This is a genomic window from Nicoletella semolina (genome assembly GCF_004345745.1).
Classification (GTDB): Bacteria; Pseudomonadota; Gammaproteobacteria; order Enterobacterales; family Pasteurellaceae; genus Nicoletella; species Nicoletella semolina.
Map to the genome: position 1 here is coordinate 16,723 of NZ_SLXJ01000006.1, position 18,716 is coordinate 35,438.

General features: G+C 39.2%; 15 protein-coding genes. 6 read left to right on the forward strand and 9 right to left on the reverse strand.

The annotated features are described in order from the left end of the window. Window positions 1–11: 11 nt before the first annotated feature. From EV693_RS04945 to araC, 5 genes are all read right to left on the reverse strand, one after another. On the reverse strand, window positions 12–962 hold the full coding sequence (locus tag EV693_RS04945; protein WP_132501271.1) for an ABC transporter permease: 951 nt from the start codon (window positions 960–962) through the stop codon (window positions 12–14). Then, window positions 959–1,924, reverse strand: a complete 966-nt coding sequence (locus tag EV693_RS04950) for an ABC transporter permease (protein ID WP_132501272.1) — start codon at window positions 1,922–1,924, stop codon at window positions 959–961. The genes EV693_RS04945 and EV693_RS04950 overlap by 4 nt, the downstream gene beginning before the upstream one ends. Next, on the reverse strand, window positions 1,908–3,398 hold the full coding sequence (locus tag EV693_RS04955) for a sugar ABC transporter ATP-binding protein (RefSeq protein ID WP_132501273.1): 1,491 nt from the start codon (window positions 3,396–3,398) through the stop codon (window positions 1,908–1,910). Before EV693_RS04955 ends, EV693_RS04950 begins: the two co-directional genes overlap by 17 nt. Window positions 3,399–3,451: 53 nt before the next feature. Continuing rightward, the gene (locus EV693_RS04960; RefSeq protein WP_132501274.1) at window positions 3,452–4,426 is read right to left on the reverse strand and encodes a substrate-binding domain-containing protein; all 975 of its coding nucleotides are present in this window, start codon (window positions 4,424–4,426) and stop codon (window positions 3,452–3,454) included. A 190-nt stretch (window positions 4,427–4,616) separates the two neighbouring features. Next, entirely contained in the window at window positions 4,617–5,477 is an 861-nt protein-coding gene (gene araC, locus EV693_RS04965; RefSeq protein ID WP_132501275.1) for an arabinose operon transcriptional regulator AraC, read from the reverse strand. Window positions 5,478–5,652: 175 nt separating this feature from the next. Here araC and nrfE point away from each other — a divergent pair, with 175 nt between their 5' ends. Genes nrfE through EV693_RS04985 form a run of 4 tightly spaced genes read left to right on the forward strand, consistent with a single transcriptional unit; the run spans window position 5,653 to window position 9,286 of the window. After that, complete coding sequence (gene nrfE / locus EV693_RS04970) at window positions 5,653–7,569, forward strand: heme lyase NrfEFG subunit NrfE (protein ID WP_132501276.1); 1,917 nt, start codon at window positions 5,653–5,655, stop codon at window positions 7,567–7,569. 16 nt (window positions 7,570–7,585) lie between these two features. Beyond that, the gene (locus EV693_RS04975; protein ID WP_132501277.1) at window positions 7,586–8,110 is read left to right on the forward strand and encodes a redoxin family protein; all 525 of its coding nucleotides are present in this window, start codon (window positions 7,586–7,588) and stop codon (window positions 8,108–8,110) included. 28 nt (window positions 8,111–8,138) lie between these two features. Further along, the gene (nrfF, locus tag EV693_RS04980) at window positions 8,139–8,525 is read left to right on the forward strand and encodes a heme lyase NrfEFG subunit NrfF (RefSeq protein WP_132501278.1); all 387 of its coding nucleotides are present in this window, start codon (window positions 8,139–8,141) and stop codon (window positions 8,523–8,525) included. Then, the gene (locus EV693_RS04985) at window positions 8,522–9,286 is read left to right on the forward strand and encodes a TPR domain-containing protein (protein WP_132501279.1); all 765 of its coding nucleotides are present in this window, start codon (window positions 8,522–8,524) and stop codon (window positions 9,284–9,286) included. Before nrfF ends, EV693_RS04985 begins: the two co-directional genes overlap by 4 nt. 52 nt (window positions 9,287–9,338) lie before the next feature. Here the strand turns inward: EV693_RS04985 and EV693_RS04990 are convergent, their stop codons facing one another. The 3 genes from EV693_RS04990 to EV693_RS05000 all read right to left on the reverse strand — a co-directional run bounded on the left by EV693_RS04990 (window position 9,339) and on the right by EV693_RS05000 (window position 13,255). After that, complete coding sequence (locus EV693_RS04990) at window positions 9,339–10,721, reverse strand: MATE family efflux transporter (protein ID WP_132501280.1); 1,383 nt, start codon at window positions 10,719–10,721, stop codon at window positions 9,339–9,341. 33 nt (window positions 10,722–10,754) lie between these two features. Further along, window positions 10,755–12,947, reverse strand: coding sequence for a DNA helicase II (gene uvrD, locus EV693_RS04995; RefSeq protein ID WP_132501281.1), 2,193 nt, complete (start codon window positions 12,945–12,947; stop codon window positions 10,755–10,757). 86 nt (window positions 12,948–13,033) lie between these two features. After that, a complete protein-coding gene (locus EV693_RS05000) occupies window positions 13,034–13,255 on the reverse strand; it encodes a YgjV family protein (protein ID WP_132501282.1) in 222 nt (73 codons plus the stop codon). A gap of 193 nt (window positions 13,256–13,448) precedes the next feature. Between EV693_RS05000 and EV693_RS05005 the strand changes: the two genes are divergently transcribed. Together EV693_RS05005 and EV693_RS05010 are read left to right on the forward strand one after the other, a co-directional pair. Further along, entirely contained in the window at window positions 13,449–14,384 is a 936-nt protein-coding gene (locus EV693_RS05005; RefSeq protein WP_132501283.1) for an ABC transporter permease, read from the forward strand. 3 nt (window positions 14,385–14,387) lie between these two features. After that, the gene (locus EV693_RS05010; RefSeq protein WP_132501284.1) at window positions 14,388–15,182 is read left to right on the forward strand and encodes an ABC transporter ATP-binding protein; all 795 of its coding nucleotides are present in this window, start codon (window positions 14,388–14,390) and stop codon (window positions 15,180–15,182) included. A 33-nt stretch (window positions 15,183–15,215) separates the two neighbouring features. Here the strand turns inward: EV693_RS05010 and ydiJ are convergent, their stop codons facing one another. Next, window positions 15,216–18,314, reverse strand: a complete 3,099-nt coding sequence (gene ydiJ, locus EV693_RS05015; RefSeq protein WP_132501285.1) for a D-2-hydroxyglutarate dehydrogenase YdiJ — start codon at window positions 18,312–18,314, stop codon at window positions 15,216–15,218. Window positions 18,315–18,716 lie beyond the last annotated feature (402 nt).

The following is an 18,716-nucleotide window of genomic DNA, read 5'->3' on the forward strand; positions in this document are numbered from 1 at the left end:
AAACCACCACCTTAATGCGTTACTTGGAAAAGACGATTTTTTTGTAGGAAAATAAAGAGCAGCAATATACTGCCCCATAAGATCATCGTTATATAGCTACTGATTCCTAGCATATTTAAACCACTTTCGATCACTTGTAATAATACGAGAGCTAACAGAATACCAAGCAATTTTCCTTTGCCGCCATCAGGATTAATGCCCCCCAATACAGTGGCTAAAATAGAAATGAGCAAATAGGAATCGCCATAAGAAGCTTTGGCGGAATTCAGTTTTGACATCATCAAAATCGCTGCAAATACGCAAAGGACAGAGGAAATAATATAAACCCAAATCAGAATTTTCTTTGTATTAATCCCTGAATAGTCAGCTGCTTTTGCATTATTACCGATAAAATAGACCGCTTTCCCCATTGCGGTTTTTTCTAGGAAAAGCCAAATCAAGCCTGCAAGTAAAAGGAAAATAAGGATTGGAATTGGAAGCCAAAGAATAGTCGAAGCACTGATATTTAAAATGCTTTGAGGAAAATTTGCGATTGTTGATCCATTTGTTACTAAAATATTGATACCATTAATCAAGGTCATCGTGCCTAAGGTTGCCAAAATTGGGGAAACTCGAATAATTGCAATCAAAGTGCCATTTAATAAACCAATCACAAAGGCACATAAAAAACTGAGTACCACCGAGAATAATAGCCAAGTCATACTCGTATATTGCGTAATAAAGTAAGCAATCACCAATGAGCAAGCATTCATACTGGCAATAATAGAGAGATTTATGCCGCCTGTAAGCATTGGCAATGCCATTGCCAGTGTGAGTATCCCTAACACTGAAATTTGTGATGCCATAGATTGAAAATTACTGACAGACCAAAATATATCAGGAATTAAAAGGCTAAATACGATCACAGAGAGGGTAAACAGAGCCAATAGATAAAAAATAGTATGATCAATTTTGTTTTTCATCGTGATACTCCTTGTCTTTTACGTTGCCCTAATGCAGCGGCACTAATACTCAAAATAATAATGCTTCCTGTAATAATGGTTTGCCAGTAGGACGATACCCCCATTAAATTAAGTCCATTTTGTATCATTGCCAATAAGGCTACGCCCATTACCGTGCCAAATAATGTCCCCCTTCCGCCAGATAAACTGGTTCCGCCTAGTACAACTGCCGCCAGTACAGTCAATTCATAACCGAGCAAGGAATCTGGAGCAACGGATTGCACGGTATAAGATTGAACAACACCTGCAAGACCTGCCATAAAGCCCATATAACCATAAGCAAAAAGACGAAGAAAAAAGAGATTAAACCCAATCCGTGAGGTCGCCTCTTGGTTACCACCTAGTGCATAGATTTTTCGTCCAATAGTTAATTTATTTGTGATTAACCAAGTGAGAAGTACGGCTAAAATTGCGATTAATGCTTGGAAAGATAAGCCAAATTCAAAGCCATCTTGAGTATTTTGCTTAAAGAAAATAATCTCTTGGGTAAACCATAGTGGGTAATCATACAGCCAAACTCCTTTGGTAAAATAAAGCAGTCCGCCGTAAAAAATATTGAGGGTGGAAATAGTGATAATAATCGAAGGTACATTAAGGCGATTAACCAAAACGGCATTGATAGCACCAAATAGCGTCCCAGCAGTTAATGACGCGATAAAAACCCCTAAAAAGCCAATATCGTATTTCCCAACAAGGGTCATCATCACATATTGCGAAATAATCGTGATAGCAGGAAACGAAATATCAATGCCACCTGAAAGTAAGACGATAAACAAACCACAAGCTAAAATCATTAACATCGAGTAGTTGTTGATGACATCGTATAGATTTTCAATGGTAGTGAAGTCCTCTGTAAATAGACTGAGTAGAACCATCAGTGTAAGAATGGTTGCAGAAAGAATGCGATTATTGCTGATTTTCATAAATCACCTCGGCAAGAGCTTTTTCACTGGATTGCATTGGCAAAATATCACTGACAATTTTGCCTTTTTTCATCACAAGAATACGATGACTGTTGTAATAGGCTTCCTCGACCTCGTCTGTTACAAAAATCACGGAAATACCTTGCTTTGCCAATGATTTAATAATTTGGAAAATACCTTCTTTATTGGCAATATCTACCCCAATGGTTGGTGCATCTAAAATTATAATTTGGGGATTAATTGCCAACCATTTTGCAATGGAAACCCGTTGTGCATTACCGCCTGAGAGCGTATTGACGGGCAAATCAGGATCAGTAATTTTAATTTTCAATGAATCAATCAAATCTTGGCTATAAGCATAGGCTTGTGCTGAATTAATAATACGAAATTTATTGGTAATTTTATGGAAAATCGTCGCAATAATATTGTGATGAATGGATTCTGCCATAATCAGTCCCGTATTCATTCTATCTTCAGAAACGTAGGCGATCCCTTTTTTGATCGCATCACGGTTGGTTTTAAATACTACTTTTTCGCCATTGACAAAAATGTCGCCAGATTGGGGTTGCGTAATACCAAATAAACTGAGACATAACTCGGTTCGCCCAGAGCCAAGTAAACCTGTTAAGGCAATGATTTCTCCCTCTCTAAGTGAAAAGTTAATCGCTTCATATTGGTGGGAAAGCGTTAAATTTTTGACTTCTAACACCGTCTTATTTTGCAAAAAGTTGGGCAAATCTAACCGCTTGTAGTCAATTTCTAATCCTGTCATTAAAAAGCCTAGGCGTTTCTCATTCATTTCGCTAATCGAATATTGCCCCACCATATTGCCATTTTTCAGCACTAAGACACTATCAGAAACCCGCATTACCTCTTGCAATTTATGACTCACAAAAATAATACTAATCCCTTTACTTTTTAATTTGAGTACAATCTTTAACAGAGCAGCCACTTCTTTTGCCGTTAATGAAGCGGTAGGTTCGTCCATAATTAATAAACGTGCCTTTTGTGCTAATGCACGACAAATAGCAACCAACTGTTGTTGGGCTATCGGTAACGTGCCTAAAATGGCATTAAGATCTAAATCCGCATTAATGCTTTGTGCTGCCTTTAAAGCAACCTGTTCAATTTTCTTTTGGCTTACCCAGCCAAATTTACGATGTAAGTTGATCGCAATATTTTCGGCCACGGTTAAATTAGGAAAGAGAGCAAGATCTTGATAAATAACTTGTATACCTTTTTCAATAGATTGTTGTGGTGTAAGTTTGGCATAGTGGCTTGCTCCAATTTGAATGCTTGCACCTTTATCGGGTTGATAAACGCCAGAGAGGATTTTAATCAAAGTTGATTTTCCACACCCGTTTTGCCCTGCAAGACAAAGTGCCTCACCACGATCCAAAGAGAGGCTCACTTGGTTTAATGCTTTTACACCGTGGAAGGTCTTGCTGATATTCTGCATAGAAATAAATGCCATAATGCCTCCGAAGCACTATATGGGTTCACAAAGAACCCATATTAGTGGGTAGATTAGTAGAGAGTATCAATATTTTCTTTTGTTACTTTTAAGACACTATGAAATTGGAGTAATTTTTTCTCGCTATCGACTTTGGCCTTGCCCACATTGGGGATCTCTAATCCCTCTTCGATTTTTTCACCGTGAAGTACTTTGGCGGCAACAGCGGCTAATGCGTAACCTGCATTGGCTGGATCGTAGGTAATGCCCATTGTAATATCACCACTCTTAATTAAATTCGCCGCTTGCGATGGGATCATCATACCAAATACGCTTAATTTATTTTTCAAGCGTTTTTCCTTTACCGCTAAGCCTGCTCCAATCGGACCTTGTGAGCCAAAAGAGACGACCGCTTTTAAGTCAGGGTGAGCTTTCACTAAATCAATGGTCGTACGGCGGGCATCATTAATATTTTCTGCAACAGGCATTCTACTAGTTACTTCAAACATATCTGGGTAATGTTCTTTTTGATATTTCACGAATAAATCTGCCCAAAGGTTATGTTGAGGTACAGTTAATCCACCAACATAAATCACATATCCGCCTTTTCCACCTATCGCTTTGGCTATCTCTTCTACATAATCAGCAGCAAATTGAACATTATCAATAATTTCAATATCCCAATCTGCACTCGGTTGTCCCACTGATTCGTTAGTTAGAACAAGAATACCGTTCTGTTTTGCCTTTTTAAGTACAGGTTCTAGTGCGTTCGCATCATTCGGTACAACGGAAATTGCACGTACTTTTTTAGCAATCAAATCTTCAATCAATTTCACCTGTTGAGGTGCATCAGTGTTAGATGGACCCACTTGGTAAGTATTGATCTGATTATCTTTACCTGCTTGCACAACCCCTTCTGCCATACGATTAAACCAAGGCATACCCTCAATTTTAGAAATATTGACCATATCGTTCGCCAATGCAGAACCATAGCAAGTGAATGCTAAAATCCCTGAAAATAATGCGTGTTTTAAGGTTAGTTTTTTCATTGCTCTTCCCTCATTTCATTAAGAAGTCATTAAATTTGGACGATCACAAAAATAGCGATATATCCCCGCTTTAATAGAAACAGCACTATTAAAGTAAGCTTAATTTTATGGAGTTAGCATAGAAAATAATAGGTAAATTCTTGTCAATGACATGGAAAATTCTGCTATCTAAATTAAAGTGAGATCTAGATCACACTTTATGCTCTTTTCCTCTTTCTACTGTTCTAAACTCTGAAGGAGAAAGTCCCGTATGCTTCTTAAAAATTTTGGAAAAATACAGTGAATCCTCATATCCTAAGGATTTAGCAATGTTTAAGATGGAAATATTGGAGAAATAAAGCAGCTTTTTAGATTCAGAAATACGTTGTAACTCTCGCCATTGAACTAAACTTACGCCAAGAGATTTTTTAAACAGGTGAGATAATCGAGAGGGAGACAAAAAGACTTTTTCTGCTATAGACTCCACACTGTCGTTAGCGGCTAAATTGGATAAAATCACATCACAGGCGGTCAATATCCGATGATCAATTGCAGGAATAATGGCAATTTTTTCAGCAGAAATACATTTCATCAATAAATATTCTAGCAAGGTTGTTGCGACATCTTCCTTGAAAAAATAGTTGGATTTTAATTCTACATCAACTTTAGAAAATAATTGGCTCATCTCTTGGAAATAGCGAGAATCGTGGATTTTAATCCGCCCAATATTTGCCTCTTTGTTTGACCAACTTAGCCATTTATTCATTGTTGGGCTAGGCATAAAATAAATCCATTTATAATGCCAAGATTGAGCGTCTGGGTGGCGATAATAATGTTGAATAGCCTTAGGAAAGAAGAGCAATAACTGCCCTTTTTGTACATCAAATGTTTGCTCCCCATCAAATATACAGCCTTGCCCAAACGTGGTCAGTTGCAACATATATCCACTCATACCTTGTGGTTTATCAAGTGCAAAATCAAGATAGTTTCCTTTTTCGCATTGAGTCAGTCCACTAACCAAACTCAAGTTAAAAGTATCATTTAAAGACAGAAGTGAAAGATTTCGATGCATAGTTATATCCGTAGTTATATCTGTTGGGTAGAGTGATAATCAATTACTAAATATCATCAAGTTGTTGCTCATTTTTCTTAAATTGACTGCTTGTTATTTGATCTGTTTCATCTTTTTTTAGGCAAGAAGCGGTTACAATAGGTCTAAATTTTGCAACTAGTGGACTATTCAATTTATGTTGCCTGAGTTGGGCTATTTTTCATTAATATTACTGGCTGGGGTAGCTAGTGTTCAAATTGGATTTTCGTTGTGGGGCGAAATCCGCCGTCAGCCACATTGGTTAAGATGGAATCCAATACTAACAGGGTTACAAACGTGGTTAGCCCTACTCTCTTTTTTCTCGCTTACTTACGCTTTCATCACCGATGATTTTAGCGTGGTCTATGTAGCAGCTCATTCCAATAGCCAACTACCCACATTTTTCAAATTTGCTGCCAGTTGGGGAGGACACGAGGGGTCAATGCTTTTTTGGCTTGCTGCATTGGGGCTGTGGAGTGGGATATTTTGCATTTTTTCAAGAAAAATTGACCGCTTGTTTGCTGATCGTACATTGGCAGCACTTTCGTTGATTATTCTTGGGTTTACGCTTTTTATTCTTTTGGTTTCAAGTCCATTTGAACGCCAGTTCCCCCCTCCACCTGAAGGGCGAGATTTAAATCCAATGCTACAAGATATTGGTCTTATTTTTCACCCCCCATTGCTTTATCTTGGCTATGTTGGATTTGCGGTCAGTTTTGCGATGACAATCGCAATGTTACTTGGCGGTGTACTTGATTTTGCCATTGTTCGATGGATTCGTCCTTGGACGATGCTTGCGTGGGGATTTCTGACGGCTGGGATTATGCTCGGTGCTTGGTGGGCGTATTATGAGCTTGGCTGGGGCGGTTGGTGGTTTTGGGATCCTGTTGAAAATGCGTCATTGATGCCTTGGTTATTAGGAACAGCACTTATTCATAGTATTATTGTCAGCGAACAACGTGGTATTTTTAGCTATTGGACGATTTTATTAAGTATTTTTATTTTTGCATTAAGTCTGCTCGGGACATTTATTGTACGCTCTGGCGTACTCACCTCCGTTCACGCCTTTGCGGTTGATGCAGATCGAGGGATTGCATTACTGATTCTTTTTTTTAGCCTGAGTGCCGTGGCTCTTTCCCTGTTTGCGTTGCGAGCAAATTTGTGGCAGGGCGATGTACGCTTTCGTCTTTTATCAAAGGAAACGGCTTTTTTAGTCATCAACAGCTTGTTTGTGATTGCCACTTGTGTTGTGGTGCTTGGCACATTTTATCCAATGATGTTTAGTGCGATGAATTGGGGAATGATTTCTGTTGGTGCACCTTATTTCAATACGATTTTTCTTCCACTGGCTTTATTCCTATTGAGCATAATGGGCTTTGCGGTCGTGTTGCGTTGGAAAATGATTTTTTACCGTCCTATGCTGTTGCGTTTAATGCTTTTTCCGATTGCAATTGGGTTGAGTATTGTGCTGATTGAATCGGCATTGCAGCGTAACACAGCACATCAGCTCACTTGGCTTCCTGTTATTTTTGTCAGTCTCGCATTTTGGGTCATTCTAACTCACCTGCCTTATCATAAAACGATGTGGCAGCTTCGTCCTCTTGCAATGAGATTAGCTCACATTGGCTTTAGTTTATGCGTAATTGGGGCGACAATGAATGGCTATTATGGTGATGAAATTGGCGTACGAATGAAACCGAATCAGCAAGCAAAAATTGCAGGTTTTCAGTTTCATTACGTTGAACATCGTTACCAGATTGGTGCAAATTACACCGCTGAACAAGCGTTGTTTGAGGTTTATGATGTTGAAAATCGTCCATTAGCAACCGTAATGCCAGAACGCCGTTATTACGATGTGCGAACGATGACAATGTCTGAAGTGGGGCTTTACCATCATTTTTTAGATGATTTGTATATTGTAATGGGTGATAAATTTGGCAATAAAGAATATGCCTTTCGCCTGCATTATAAACCCTATGTACGTACATTATGGCTGGGCAGTATGATGATGATCTTTGCCGCATTGCTGGCTGTAATCAGTTATCGAAAACAGAACAAACGAAAAAAGAGATAAGGTAAAAAGGGGAAAAATGAAAAAATTATTATTATTTACACCGCTTATATTACTATTCGCTGTTGTTTTTTTCTTAGTATTACAACTGAAAAATCCAGATTCGATTGCACCAAGTGAAGATTGGCGGGGCAAACCTCTGCCGACCTTTAGACTGCCTCATTTACTTGATGAAAAAACCATAATCAGTAACCATAGCCTTCCCCGCGAACCTTACATTTTAAATGTTTGGGCAAGCTGGTGTAGCTGGTGTATCAAGGAATTCCCAATGCTTAAGCAAATGCAACAGCAAGGCATCAGAATTGTTGGATTGACTTATGCAGACCGACCAAATGACGCCCGCCAAGCACTTAATCAATGGGGCAATCCGTTTGAATTGATCATTAATGACTACCAGCACGCCCAACTTATTACGGCGTTGAATATTCATTCTGCACCAGCCACTTACTTAGTCGATCAAAATGGAATTATCCGCTACCAGCAAAAAGGCTATAACCCAAATCTAGCAATGGATTTTCTTGAACGTTTAACTGCTTTAAAGTAAGAGAAGTAGAAAAGAAAGAGAGAGTAAAATGCGAATATCTTTGTGGCTATTAGCCTTGATGATCAGTATTAGTGTAAAAGCGGAAATGGTGGATACCTTTCAGTTTCACTCTGATCAAGAGCGAGTGCGTGCTGTGGCACTCGCTAAATCACTGCGTTGTCCACAGTGCCAGAATCAAAATCTAGTGGAATCAAATGCTACGCAGGCGTATCAATTACGTCTAGAAGTCTATGAAATGGTTCGGCAAGGCAAAAGCAACGAAGAAATTATTCAAATTATGACCGATCGTTTTGGATATTTTGTCAATTATAAACCGCCGATAAACGCACAAACCGCCATACTATGGGGAACACCCTTTGCATTAGTATTATTTGCCATTGGAGCAATTGTATGGCGTATCAGGAGCAAAAAATGAAATCTGAACGCAGCGTATTAAATGCTAAACATTACCAACAAGCGGTCAATTCCTCGCACTATTTTGCACAAAAGCAAGAGCAACAAGAGTGGCTAAATGAAGTCCACCAGCGAAGAGAATTTGAACTAAGAACTCTCCAATTAATGCAAAATATCCCCTCAAAACGACCGCTCTTTCGTTTTGTTGGGCTCGTTTTACTGCTCATTTTTACTCTAAGCAGCATCTATTATTGGCAGACGGGACGTTATCAAATTGTTCAAAATGGACAACAAGCCTTTGTTGAATTTCAACAGCAAAAATCGCAAGAAAGCAGCATACAACGCAATGAGCATTACATTGTGAACTTGCAAAATCAATTAAGAGACAGCCCAAACAATGGTGAATTATGGTTTGAACTAGGACAGGCCTACGCCCTCAACAACGATTTTGAATTCGCTCATATCGCACTGAATAATGCCCGAGTGATTTTAGACAACCGCCCTGCGGTATTAGGTGTGATCGCAACCAATGATTATTACTGGCATAAACAGCGATTGACAGACCAAGCAAAGCAGTGGATAACACAAGCGTTGGCTACCGATCCCCAAGAAAGTGCAAGCTTGCTACTATTGGCCTCCGATGCGTTTTTGCATAATGATTACCAACAGGCAATTACTTACTGGGAGAAGGTATTAGATAGTGATAATCCTGCCATCAACCGCAGCGAAATTATTAGAAGCATTGAAATGGCAAAGCAATTACACAACGCAAAGAAACGATAGAGTTTGGCTTGTTTTTATCAATATTTATCTGAGGAATTATGCTTTCTCTTTTTTACTTTACCGCCTCTAAACGCTGGATTTGTGTTTCTATAGGCAGAGACTGTATTTTTCGCATTTGAGTAAATAGGAAAACGCTAGCGAGGGTTAGGCAGAGACAAAAAATAACCCAAAATCCAGCAGCAGCCATCGGTTCAACTAGCCAGTCGGTCATTGCGAGAATATAACCGAATGGTATTCCAATCAGCCAGTAGCAAATAATCGTGATGATTAGAGTGGGTTTAGTGAATTTATAGGCACGCAGAATACCATTGCATACAACCTGTAGTGCATCAGGAATTTGAAAAATGGCTGCAAATATCAATAGGTTTGAGGCAATGACTAATGATGTTGGTTCTTGAGTGAATAAGTGTGGCAAAGAATCTTTTAGTAAGAAGATAATTACACCCATTACAATAGCAATCATCGCACAAGTAAACATTGCGTGGTAACTTAATATCTTAGCTTTCTCTATCTCTTTTGCTCCTAGAGTTTGTCCGATCAAAATAGTCGCTGCAATTGACATCGAGAGGGGGATCATAAAAAAGAATGAGCCAGTCTGTAATGCCGCTTGATGGCTTGCAACGACTTGTGCACCAAGTGGCGAGATAATCAATCCCGAAGCGGAAAATAACATCACTTCAGTAAATACGGAAAAGCCAATTGGTAGACCTAGTTTAATCAATTTAGTTAATGTTGCTTTACAGGGCTTTTCAATCCATTTTTCAAATAATCTTAAATCTCGTTGTGATTTTGTGTGATAGCAATAGCAGAGCATCAACCCAAACATTACCCAGTTTACAATTGCAGTTGCAACACCACAACCGACCGCTCCCATTTCAGGAAAGCCGAATTTTCCGAAAATAAACACATAATTTAGGATAACATTGAGAATAAGCCCCAAGAAGGTAATAACCATAGCAGGTTTTGGGTTAGATAATCCGTCATTCATACAGCGTAAATTGACCGATAACAGAGCAGGTAATAGACCAAAGCAGAGTGCAAACAGATAATCTTGTGCTTTAGTGGAAAATGCTGTTGGTGTGTGCATAAAAGAGAGGATTAGATGGCTATTTAAATAGACCAATAAAAGCGGAATGCTTAAGAAAAGGACAATCCATACACCTTGGCGTACTTGATGAGCAATCAAGTGCCGTCGTCCTGAACCATTAAGATAAGAAACTGTAGGCGTGATCGCATTTAGTATACCCAACACAAATATAAAAAGAGGAAAGTAGATCGAGTTACTCACGGCAATAGCCGACACATCAACATCACTTACTAAGCCTGCCATAATAATATCTGCCACCCCCATACCTGATGCAGCCAATTGCGAGATAAAAATCGGTGCGGATAAGCGTAATATTTTTTTTGCATTTTCTGTATAATTTTGCCACATAAGCCCTCTTTTCTATTTTTTATTCAACGATTTTCAGCATAATTTGGCCACCTTTGCGATTAACCATTTTATACCTTGCTGTACAAACGCAATTTGCAGGCGAGTTTGATCACCACTGCCTTCAATATTAATGATTGTGCCTTGTCCAAATTTCTCGTGTTTGACCTTTTGTCCAAGTTTCCAAGCCGCATCTGCGGTTTTATTGTAATCTGTTAAATTAGCGGTCGATTTTTGTGAAGATTTTGCAAACAAGTTAGCCGCTCGGTTTACACTGCCTCGTAAACGCACTTCTTGTATAAATTGTTCAGGAATTTCTGCAATAAAACGAGAAGGCAAATGACGCTCTTCTTTACCGTATAAACGGCGACTTTCTGCGTAGCTTATTGTCAGTTTCTTTTTCGCTCGGGTAATCCCCACATAAGCGAGACGGCGTTCTTCTTGCATACGCTCAAAATCTGAACTCATTCCACTTGGAAATATCCCTTCTTCTACGCCGATAATAAATACTCGAGGAAATTCTAATCCTTTTGCGGAGTGGAGTGTCATCAATTCCACATAATCTTGCTCTGGAGCGGCTTGTGCCTCACCTGCTTCAAGTGAAGCGTGAGTTAAGAAAGCGGTCAGTTCTGTCAATTCTTCTGCATCATCAGGCTTAGCAAATTGACGTGTTGCAGTAACCAATTCCTCTAAATTTTCAATACGAACCTCACCTTTTTCACCTTTTTCTTGCTTATACATTTCATATAACCCTGATTTCTTAATCACAAAATCAGTTTGTTCAAAAAGAGGCATTCCTTCAGTTTCTTGCTCTAATGCATTGATCAATTCAACAAAACGTAATAAAGCATTGGCTGCTCGCCCAGAGAGCATTTGCTCTTGGATAGCAATATTGATCGCTTGCCATAGCGTAATCTTGCGAGTACGAGTAAGCTGACGTAGTACATCAAGCGTGCGATCGCCAATGCTACGAGCAGGAGTGTTGATGACTCGCTCAAATGCCGCATCATCGTGGCGATTAGCAATCAACCGCAAATATGCCAATGCATCTTTAATTTCTTGACGTTCGAAAAATCGCATTCCACCATAGATACGATAAGGAATGTTCATTTGGATCAAGGCTTCTTCCATTACACGAGATTGGCTGTTACTTCGATAAAGTATTGCACATTGATTTAATTCACCTTCATCTTCTTTCCATTGTTTCACTTGTGAAGCGACAAAACGTGCCTCATCAAGTTCATTAAATGCACAATAAACATCAACGAGATCGCCCTCTCCGCTGTCCGTCCATAAGTTTTTGCCTAAACGGTTTTCATTATTGGCAATCAAGGCATTTGCAGCATTCAAAATATTACCTGTAGATCGATAATTTTGTTCAAGACGTATGGTTTGAGCTTGGGGGTAATCTTGCAAAAAGCGTTGAATATTTTCAACCTGTGCACCACGCCAGCCGTAGATAGATTGGTCATCATCACCAACAATCATCACTTTGCCCGAATGACCCGCTAGCAGATGAATAAGATCGTACTGAATATGGTTAGTATCCTGAAATTCATCAATCAAAATATGCCTAAAACGCTGTTGGTATCCCCTTAAAAGGGTTACATTTTTCTTCAATAATTCATAAGTGCGAATGAGCAATTCTGCAAAATCAAGTAAACCCGCTCGGTCGCAGGCTTCTTGGTAAAGTTGGTAAATTTGCACAAATTGCTTACCATTCGGATCGTCTATATTGGTTAAATCGTATGCTCGCAACCCTTTGTCTTTTTGTGCATTAATAAACCACGCAGCCTGCTTTGGTGGGAAATGCTTCTCATCAATATTATGTAATTTGAGCAAACGCTTAATAAAGCGATATTGATCTTCCGTATCCATTATTTGAAAATCTTGTGGCAGATTGGCATCAAGATAATGAGAGCGTAAAAGACGATGAGCAATACTGTGGAATGTACCGACCCACATGCCAAAAAGTCGCTGTGGGTTAAGTTGAGATAAGGTATATTCAATGCGATGACGCATTTCTGTTGCGGCTTTGTTTGTAAACGTTACTGCAAGAATGTTAGATTCAGGGATATTCTCTACACCAATTAACCACGCTATGCGGTGGGTTAAGACTCTGGTTTTACCGCTTCCTGCCCCTGCCAACACTAAATAATTGCCAATCGGGGCAGCAACTGCTTCACGCTGTTTATCATTTAAACCATCAAGGAGTAGAGAAAAATCCATCGCTGACCTCTTTTTATTGATATTTTATACAGTAAAAATGGCATTATAGCCTACAAGCGGTCAGTTGCAGTGAACTTTTTGCAAAATTATTGTGGGCGTTGATTTCGACTTTTCCAAATATAGTACGCATTCACGCCTGCGACAAAAAGGTTTAATCCAATAACAGGGTTAGAATCAATCAAAAAGCCATAAATGACGAAGCAAATCGCACCTGCTGCATTCACCAAACGTAGTTTCACCACATCTTTCAATAAAAAAGAAATTCCCACTAATACCATTGCAAAATAGCCTAAAATTTCAGCATTCATTTTAATACCTTCTTATTTTCTCGGAGATAAGTTTATTGAATAATTTTATTACTATTCTAACGGCAGTTTTCTGTTTTGTCGGCAAACATTTAAAACGCAAAGGATTGCGTCTAAAAACTTTACAAAAAAGCTGATTTTCTAGCAAAAATAACGTAGAATTTCAGCTATTTTGTACTAGTAGAGTAGTATTTCAATGGACGGCCTACTACAATTTTTAAGCGATTTTCTCACCAATATTACATGGATTGGTGCAATTGAATTGGGGTTAATTTATGCCTTGGTTGCACTGGGCGTGCTTATTTCCTATAAAATTTTGAATTTTCCTGATCTTACCGCTGATGGTAGTTTCCCATTAGGGGGTGGGGTGTGCGTTATTTGTATTTTAAATAACGTTGATCCTTGGCTAGCCAGCCTGTATGGAATGCTCGCAGGAGCTGTTGCAGGAATAATCACAGCAAGCCTACATATCAAATTTAAAATTGAAAAATTATTAGCCAGCATCTTGATGATGATCGCTCTTTACTCTATTAATTTACGCATTATGGGTAAACCTAATATGGCATTATTAGGCGATCCAACTATCTATGACAACATAGCTGTAACTAATGATCTACAGTTGGCATTGGTACGCCTATTAATGGCGGCACTAGTCGTGATCATCACTAAATTGCTGTTTGATCTGTTTTTTGCTACTCAGCTAGGGCTAGCTGTTAGAGCAACAGGTACCAATTCCAGAATGGCAAAATCACAAGGTATTAATGTGAATAAAATGATGTTAATCGGAATGGCGATCTCAAATGGACTTATTGCTCTTGCAGGTGCACTTTATGTACAAAGCAATGGCGGCTTTGATATTTCAATTGGCGTGGGAACAATCGTTATCGGACTTGCGGCGGTGATTATTGGCGAGGCTGTTTTTTCGAGTAAACGTATTATCTGGCTAAGTTTAGCGGTCATTATTGGATCAATTTTATACCGTTTTTTTATTGCTCTCGCACTCAATAATGAATCCCTAAATAGTATTGGATTTGGTCCTCAAGATCTTAATCTTATCACCGCACTTCTCGTTGTCATTGTACTCGTTATTCCTCAACTCAAACAGAAATTTTTTAGCAAGCGAATGAGATAGAAAATGATTGAAATCAAAAATGTATTTATTACTTTTAATCGTGGCACTGTCATTGAAAACCCTGTGTTGCGAGGTCTATCATTAACTGTTCAACAAGGCGAATTTATTTCTGTAATTGGCAGTAACGGAGCTGGCAAATCCACGCTGCTCAATGCAATTAGTGGCGATTATGCCATTGATTCAGGCGATATTCTTATTCACGGAAAAAGCGTTGCACATAGCACAAGTTGGCAACGGGCTAACTTAGTTGCTCGTGTATTTCAAGATCCAATGGCAGGCACTTGTGAAACGCTCACAATCGAAGAGAATATGGCACTTGCCTATCAAAGAGGACAAAAAAGAGGATTAAGATTCTCTCTTAACCGCACGTTAAGAGAACTATTTAAAGAAAAACTATCCTTGTTAGGGTTAGGATTAGAGAATCGCCTAACCGATCAAATGGGGCGATTATCAGGCGGACAAAGGCAAGCTATCAGCCTATTAATGGCATCATTACAGCCATCAAATATTTTACTGCTAGATGAACACACCGCAGCACTTGACCCTAAAACAACCGAGTTTGTACTCAATCTCACTGATAACATCGTTCGTGAACATAAACTCACTACGCTAATGGTTACACACTCAATGCGTCAGGCGCTGGACTACGGCGACAGAACCGTTATGCTCCATCAAGGGCAAGTAGCCTTTGACGTTTCAGGCTCACAACGCAAACAAATGGACGTCCCTGATTTATTAACTTTATTTGAACAACATCGCCAAGAAAAACTTAGCGATGATAGTTTGTTGCTTACGTAATGAAAAGCCTAAGTTTACCTTCACTCGAATATACTATTGCACAATTTCCAACAATGCCTGAATTGGGTGTTTTATTGAATACTTCTCAAACCGCTTAACTTGTGAACGGCAGGAGTAGCCTGTCGCTAAGCAGCGTTCTAGCGGTTTGTTTTCCAACTTTACTTGCCACGATTGTTGATAGATTGCTTTTGACATTGCAAGGTGTTTAATTTCGTGTCCAAATGTTCCTGCCATTCCACAGCACCCAACATTTTCGTGGCTTAAGATTTCCCCAAAATGAGCAAAAATTGTTTGCCACACACGCCCTGAATTAGGAAGCATAGTAGATTCTGTGCAGTGTGCCAATAAATACCACGGTGAGCGGTCTATGCTATCTATTTTTTTGCAAAATTTATTGTCAATTTGACCGCTTATCAGTTGTTTTTCTAGCCATTCGTGTGCGAGTAATACGCTAAAATTACCTCGATGTTGTTGGAGAATATGGCGATACTCATCACGGTAAATAAGTACTAACGCAGGATCAACACCCACCATTGGTAAACCGAGTTCCGCTATACGATTTAGAAAATCGGCTTGCTGCTGTGCGGTTTTGGCAAATTGTGTTAGAAAGCCTTTGATGTGTTGTGCTTTGCCACTTGGTTTAAATGGTAGCACAACAGGACGAAAGCCTAATTTTCGTATTAATTGCACAAAATCTGCAACAACTTTTGCATCATAAAATGAGGTGAAAGGATCTTGTACCACGAGTACTGTTTTGTAAAATTCTGCTGATTTTTCACCGCTTGCTTGCTGCTCAAGTTGCTCTAAGGTGTTGTTTTGGTAGCCTATTTTAACGAGTTGTTGCTGTAAATTTGGAGCAGACAAGGCAGGTAAATCCGTCATACCGATGGTGCGATTAGCTACTTTTTCAGCGAGATTTGAATTGCTAAAGAAATTAAAAAAGCGAGGTGCTTTTGCCATTGTTGGCGCGATAAATTCGAGGTTTGCTACAATGTAATCCTTCGCAGGACGTAGGTAGCGGCGATGATACAACTCATTAAATTGTGATCGGAAGGTGGGAACATCAATTTTGATAGGACACTGACTGGCACAAGCCTTGCAAGCAAGACAAGTATCCATTGCTGCTTTAACCTCGTGGGAAAAGTCGTATTCTTGATTTTTTCGCCAAGAATGACGTATTTTAGCAACAAATTCGACTAATTTTGCCGATTTTTTTGCCTTATCAAAAATAAGCGTTTGTGGTGAAACATTTTGTTCAGTCAATAATCTTAACCACTCACGCATCAAGGTCGCACGTCCTTTAGGTGAAAATAGACGATTCCCTGAGACCTTCATTGATGGACACATTGTGCTATGCACATCAAAATTAAAACATAAACCGTTGCCATTACAATTCATTGCTCCTTTGAACTCTTCACGCACACTGATCGGAATCTGGCGATCAAAATCAGCCCGCATTGTCGAATCAATTGGGTAAAGACTGGCATTACTGTTGAGAGGCGTACAAATTTTCCCTGGGTTAAGGCGGTTATGTGGATCGAAAAGCTGTTTGATATAACGCAGTTCTTGCCATAATGTTTTGCCGAAGAACGTTTCACCATACACTGATCGCATTCCTTTGCCGTGTTCTCCCCAAATTAAGCCGCCATATTTTGCGGTAAGTTCAACCACTTGATCAGAGATAGCTTTGAATTTTTGTACCTGTGTGCGGTCAGTTAAATCTAATGCAGGACGAACGTGTAATACGCCAGCATCAACGTGCCCAAACATACCGTATTCTAAGCCGTGTTGGTCTAATAGGTGGCGGAATTCCTTGATATAATCGGCAAGATTTTCAGGTGGTACGCAAGTATCCTCTACGAATGCAATAGGCTTTGCCCACCCTTTCGCATTTCCAAGTAGTCCAACCGCTTTTTTCCGCATTGCATAAATTTTGTCAATTGAATCAAGATCAGTACAAAGTTGATAGCCAATTAGACCGCTGGTGGAATCTGCCAATTTTTCATCCAATGCTTCCGTGATGGCTTTAACTCGTCCTTCAATTAATGTTTGATCATAGCCTGCATATTCAACGATATTAATACCTAAAATAGGGTTATTGGGATCTTCGGTAAGCAGGTTAGACACGGAATGCCAAATAATGTCTTGTTTTGCCAAATTGAGTACCTTGGAATCCACTGTTTCCACTGAGAGTGCTTTCGCTTGCAGCATAAAAGGAGCGGCTCGTAATGCGGCATCAAAGGAATTGTATTTCACGTTAATCAGCGTGCGATATGTGGGCAGAGGTAACAAATTGAGCTTGGCTTCACAAATAAACGCTAATGAGCCTTCAGAGCCAGTTAGAATACGAGTGAGATTAAATTCGCTTTCATCATCGTTAAATACATTCTTCAGATCATAGCCTGTCAGAAAACGGTTAAGTTGCGGTAGCTCGTGCAGTACTGTATGGCGAAGTGCTTGGGTACGAGTAAACACTTGCTCGTGTAGCCTTTTACCCATTTCAGTGAGATTTAAACGTTCAATGTTTGCAAAAAATTCACTGGATTTCACCGCTTGTGTTTCAAGTATTTCGCCATTGATTAACACGGATTTCAGTGCTAAAACGTGATCGGAGGTTTTTCCATATTGTAAAGAGCCTTGGCCTGATGCATCAGTATTAATCATACCGCCAATTGTTGCTCGATTACTAGTGGACAGTTCAGGCGAGAAAAATAAACCGTGAGGCTTAAGGAATTGATTGAGCTGATCTTTGATGACGCCAGCTTGTACCCTTACCCAACGCTCTTCTACATTAAGTTCAAGAATTTCATTGAGATGGCGAGAAAGATCAATAATGATATTATTATTAAGCGATTGCCCATTTGTACCTGTCCCTCCCCCTCGTGGTGTGAATGTCAATGATTGGTATGGCTTAAGCTGAGCTAATTTAGTCGCAGTCACCACATCGCTAACCGTTTTAGGAAATAAAATGGCTTGCGGTAATTGCTGATACACGCTGTTATCTGTGGCAAGCGAAAGGCGGTCTGCATAACTTGAAGCAATATCTCCCTCAAATTGTTGAGCGGTGAGTTCTTGTAAAAAATCTGCAACGATTGGGCTAAGTTGTGGAACTTGAGAAAGTTTTGGGATCATAAGTTTCTTTATTCAAACAGTCGCCTGCTTTTTAGTAATAATATACTGTTTAATGTTGGAAAATATTATAGCATTCAGCATTTGTTGCAATCATAAAAAAACATTTCTTTACAATCCCTTACATTTTAGTGAATGCAAAGTAGAATTTTTGTGGGATAATCAGAAGAAGAGCTTTAGTATTATCTAATTGTTTAGATAATACAAACCAGCGTTGATTTGCAAGACAATACGATACTAGAAAAGTTCTCTTGTATTTGACAATTTTTCTAGTAGAATATTTATTAAGTTTCAACTTTCTAACTCTCTTATCAAGCTTTGAAATAGCTTCTATTTGGGATAGAAGGCGAAGTGAAGTCTTAACAATTGATGTTAAGAAATTTGTTTAATTCGATGACGATTATA

Bases quoted from the DNA above. Each gene is read 5' to 3' on its own strand.
- EV693_RS04945 (WP_132501271.1), bottom strand. From the start codon at position 962: ATGAAAAACAAAATTGATCATACTATTTTTTATCTATTGGCTCTGTTT.
- EV693_RS04950 (WP_132501272.1), bottom strand. From the start codon at position 1,924: ATGAAAATCAGCAATAATCGCATTCTTTCTGCAACCATTCTTACACTG.
- EV693_RS04955 (WP_132501273.1), bottom strand. From the start codon at position 3,398: ATGGCATTTATTTCTATGCAGAATATCAGCAAGACCTTCCACGGTGTA.
- EV693_RS04960 (WP_132501274.1), bottom strand. From the start codon at position 4,426: ATGAAAAAACTAACCTTAAAACACGCATTATTTTCAGGGATTTTAGCA.
- araC (WP_132501275.1), bottom strand. From the start codon at position 5,477: ATGCATCGAAATCTTTCACTTCTGTCTTTAAATGATACTTTTAACTTG.
- nrfE (WP_132501276.1), top strand. From the start codon at position 5,653: ATGTTGCCTGAGTTGGGCTATTTTTCATTAATATTACTGGCTGGGGTA.
- EV693_RS04975 (WP_132501277.1), top strand. From the start codon at position 7,586: ATGAAAAAATTATTATTATTTACACCGCTTATATTACTATTCGCTGTT.
- nrfF (WP_132501278.1), top strand. From the start codon at position 8,139: ATGCGAATATCTTTGTGGCTATTAGCCTTGATGATCAGTATTAGTGTA.
- EV693_RS04985 (WP_132501279.1), top strand. From the start codon at position 8,522: ATGAAATCTGAACGCAGCGTATTAAATGCTAAACATTACCAACAAGCG.
- EV693_RS04990 (WP_132501280.1), bottom strand. From the start codon at position 10,721: ATGTGGCAAAATTATACAGAAAATGCAAAAAAAATATTACGCTTATCC.
- uvrD (WP_132501281.1), bottom strand. From the start codon at position 12,947: ATGGATTTTTCTCTACTCCTTGATGGTTTAAATGATAAACAGCGTGAA.
- EV693_RS05000 (WP_132501282.1), bottom strand. From the start codon at position 13,255: ATGAATGCTGAAATTTTAGGCTATTTTGCAATGGTATTAGTGGGAATT.
- EV693_RS05005 (WP_132501283.1), top strand. From the start codon at position 13,449: ATGGACGGCCTACTACAATTTTTAAGCGATTTTCTCACCAATATTACA.
- EV693_RS05010 (WP_132501284.1), top strand. From the start codon at position 14,388: ATGATTGAAATCAAAAATGTATTTATTACTTTTAATCGTGGCACTGTC.
- ydiJ (WP_132501285.1), bottom strand. From the start codon at position 18,314: ATGATCCCAAAACTTTCTCAAGTTCCACAACTTAGCCCAATCGTTGCA.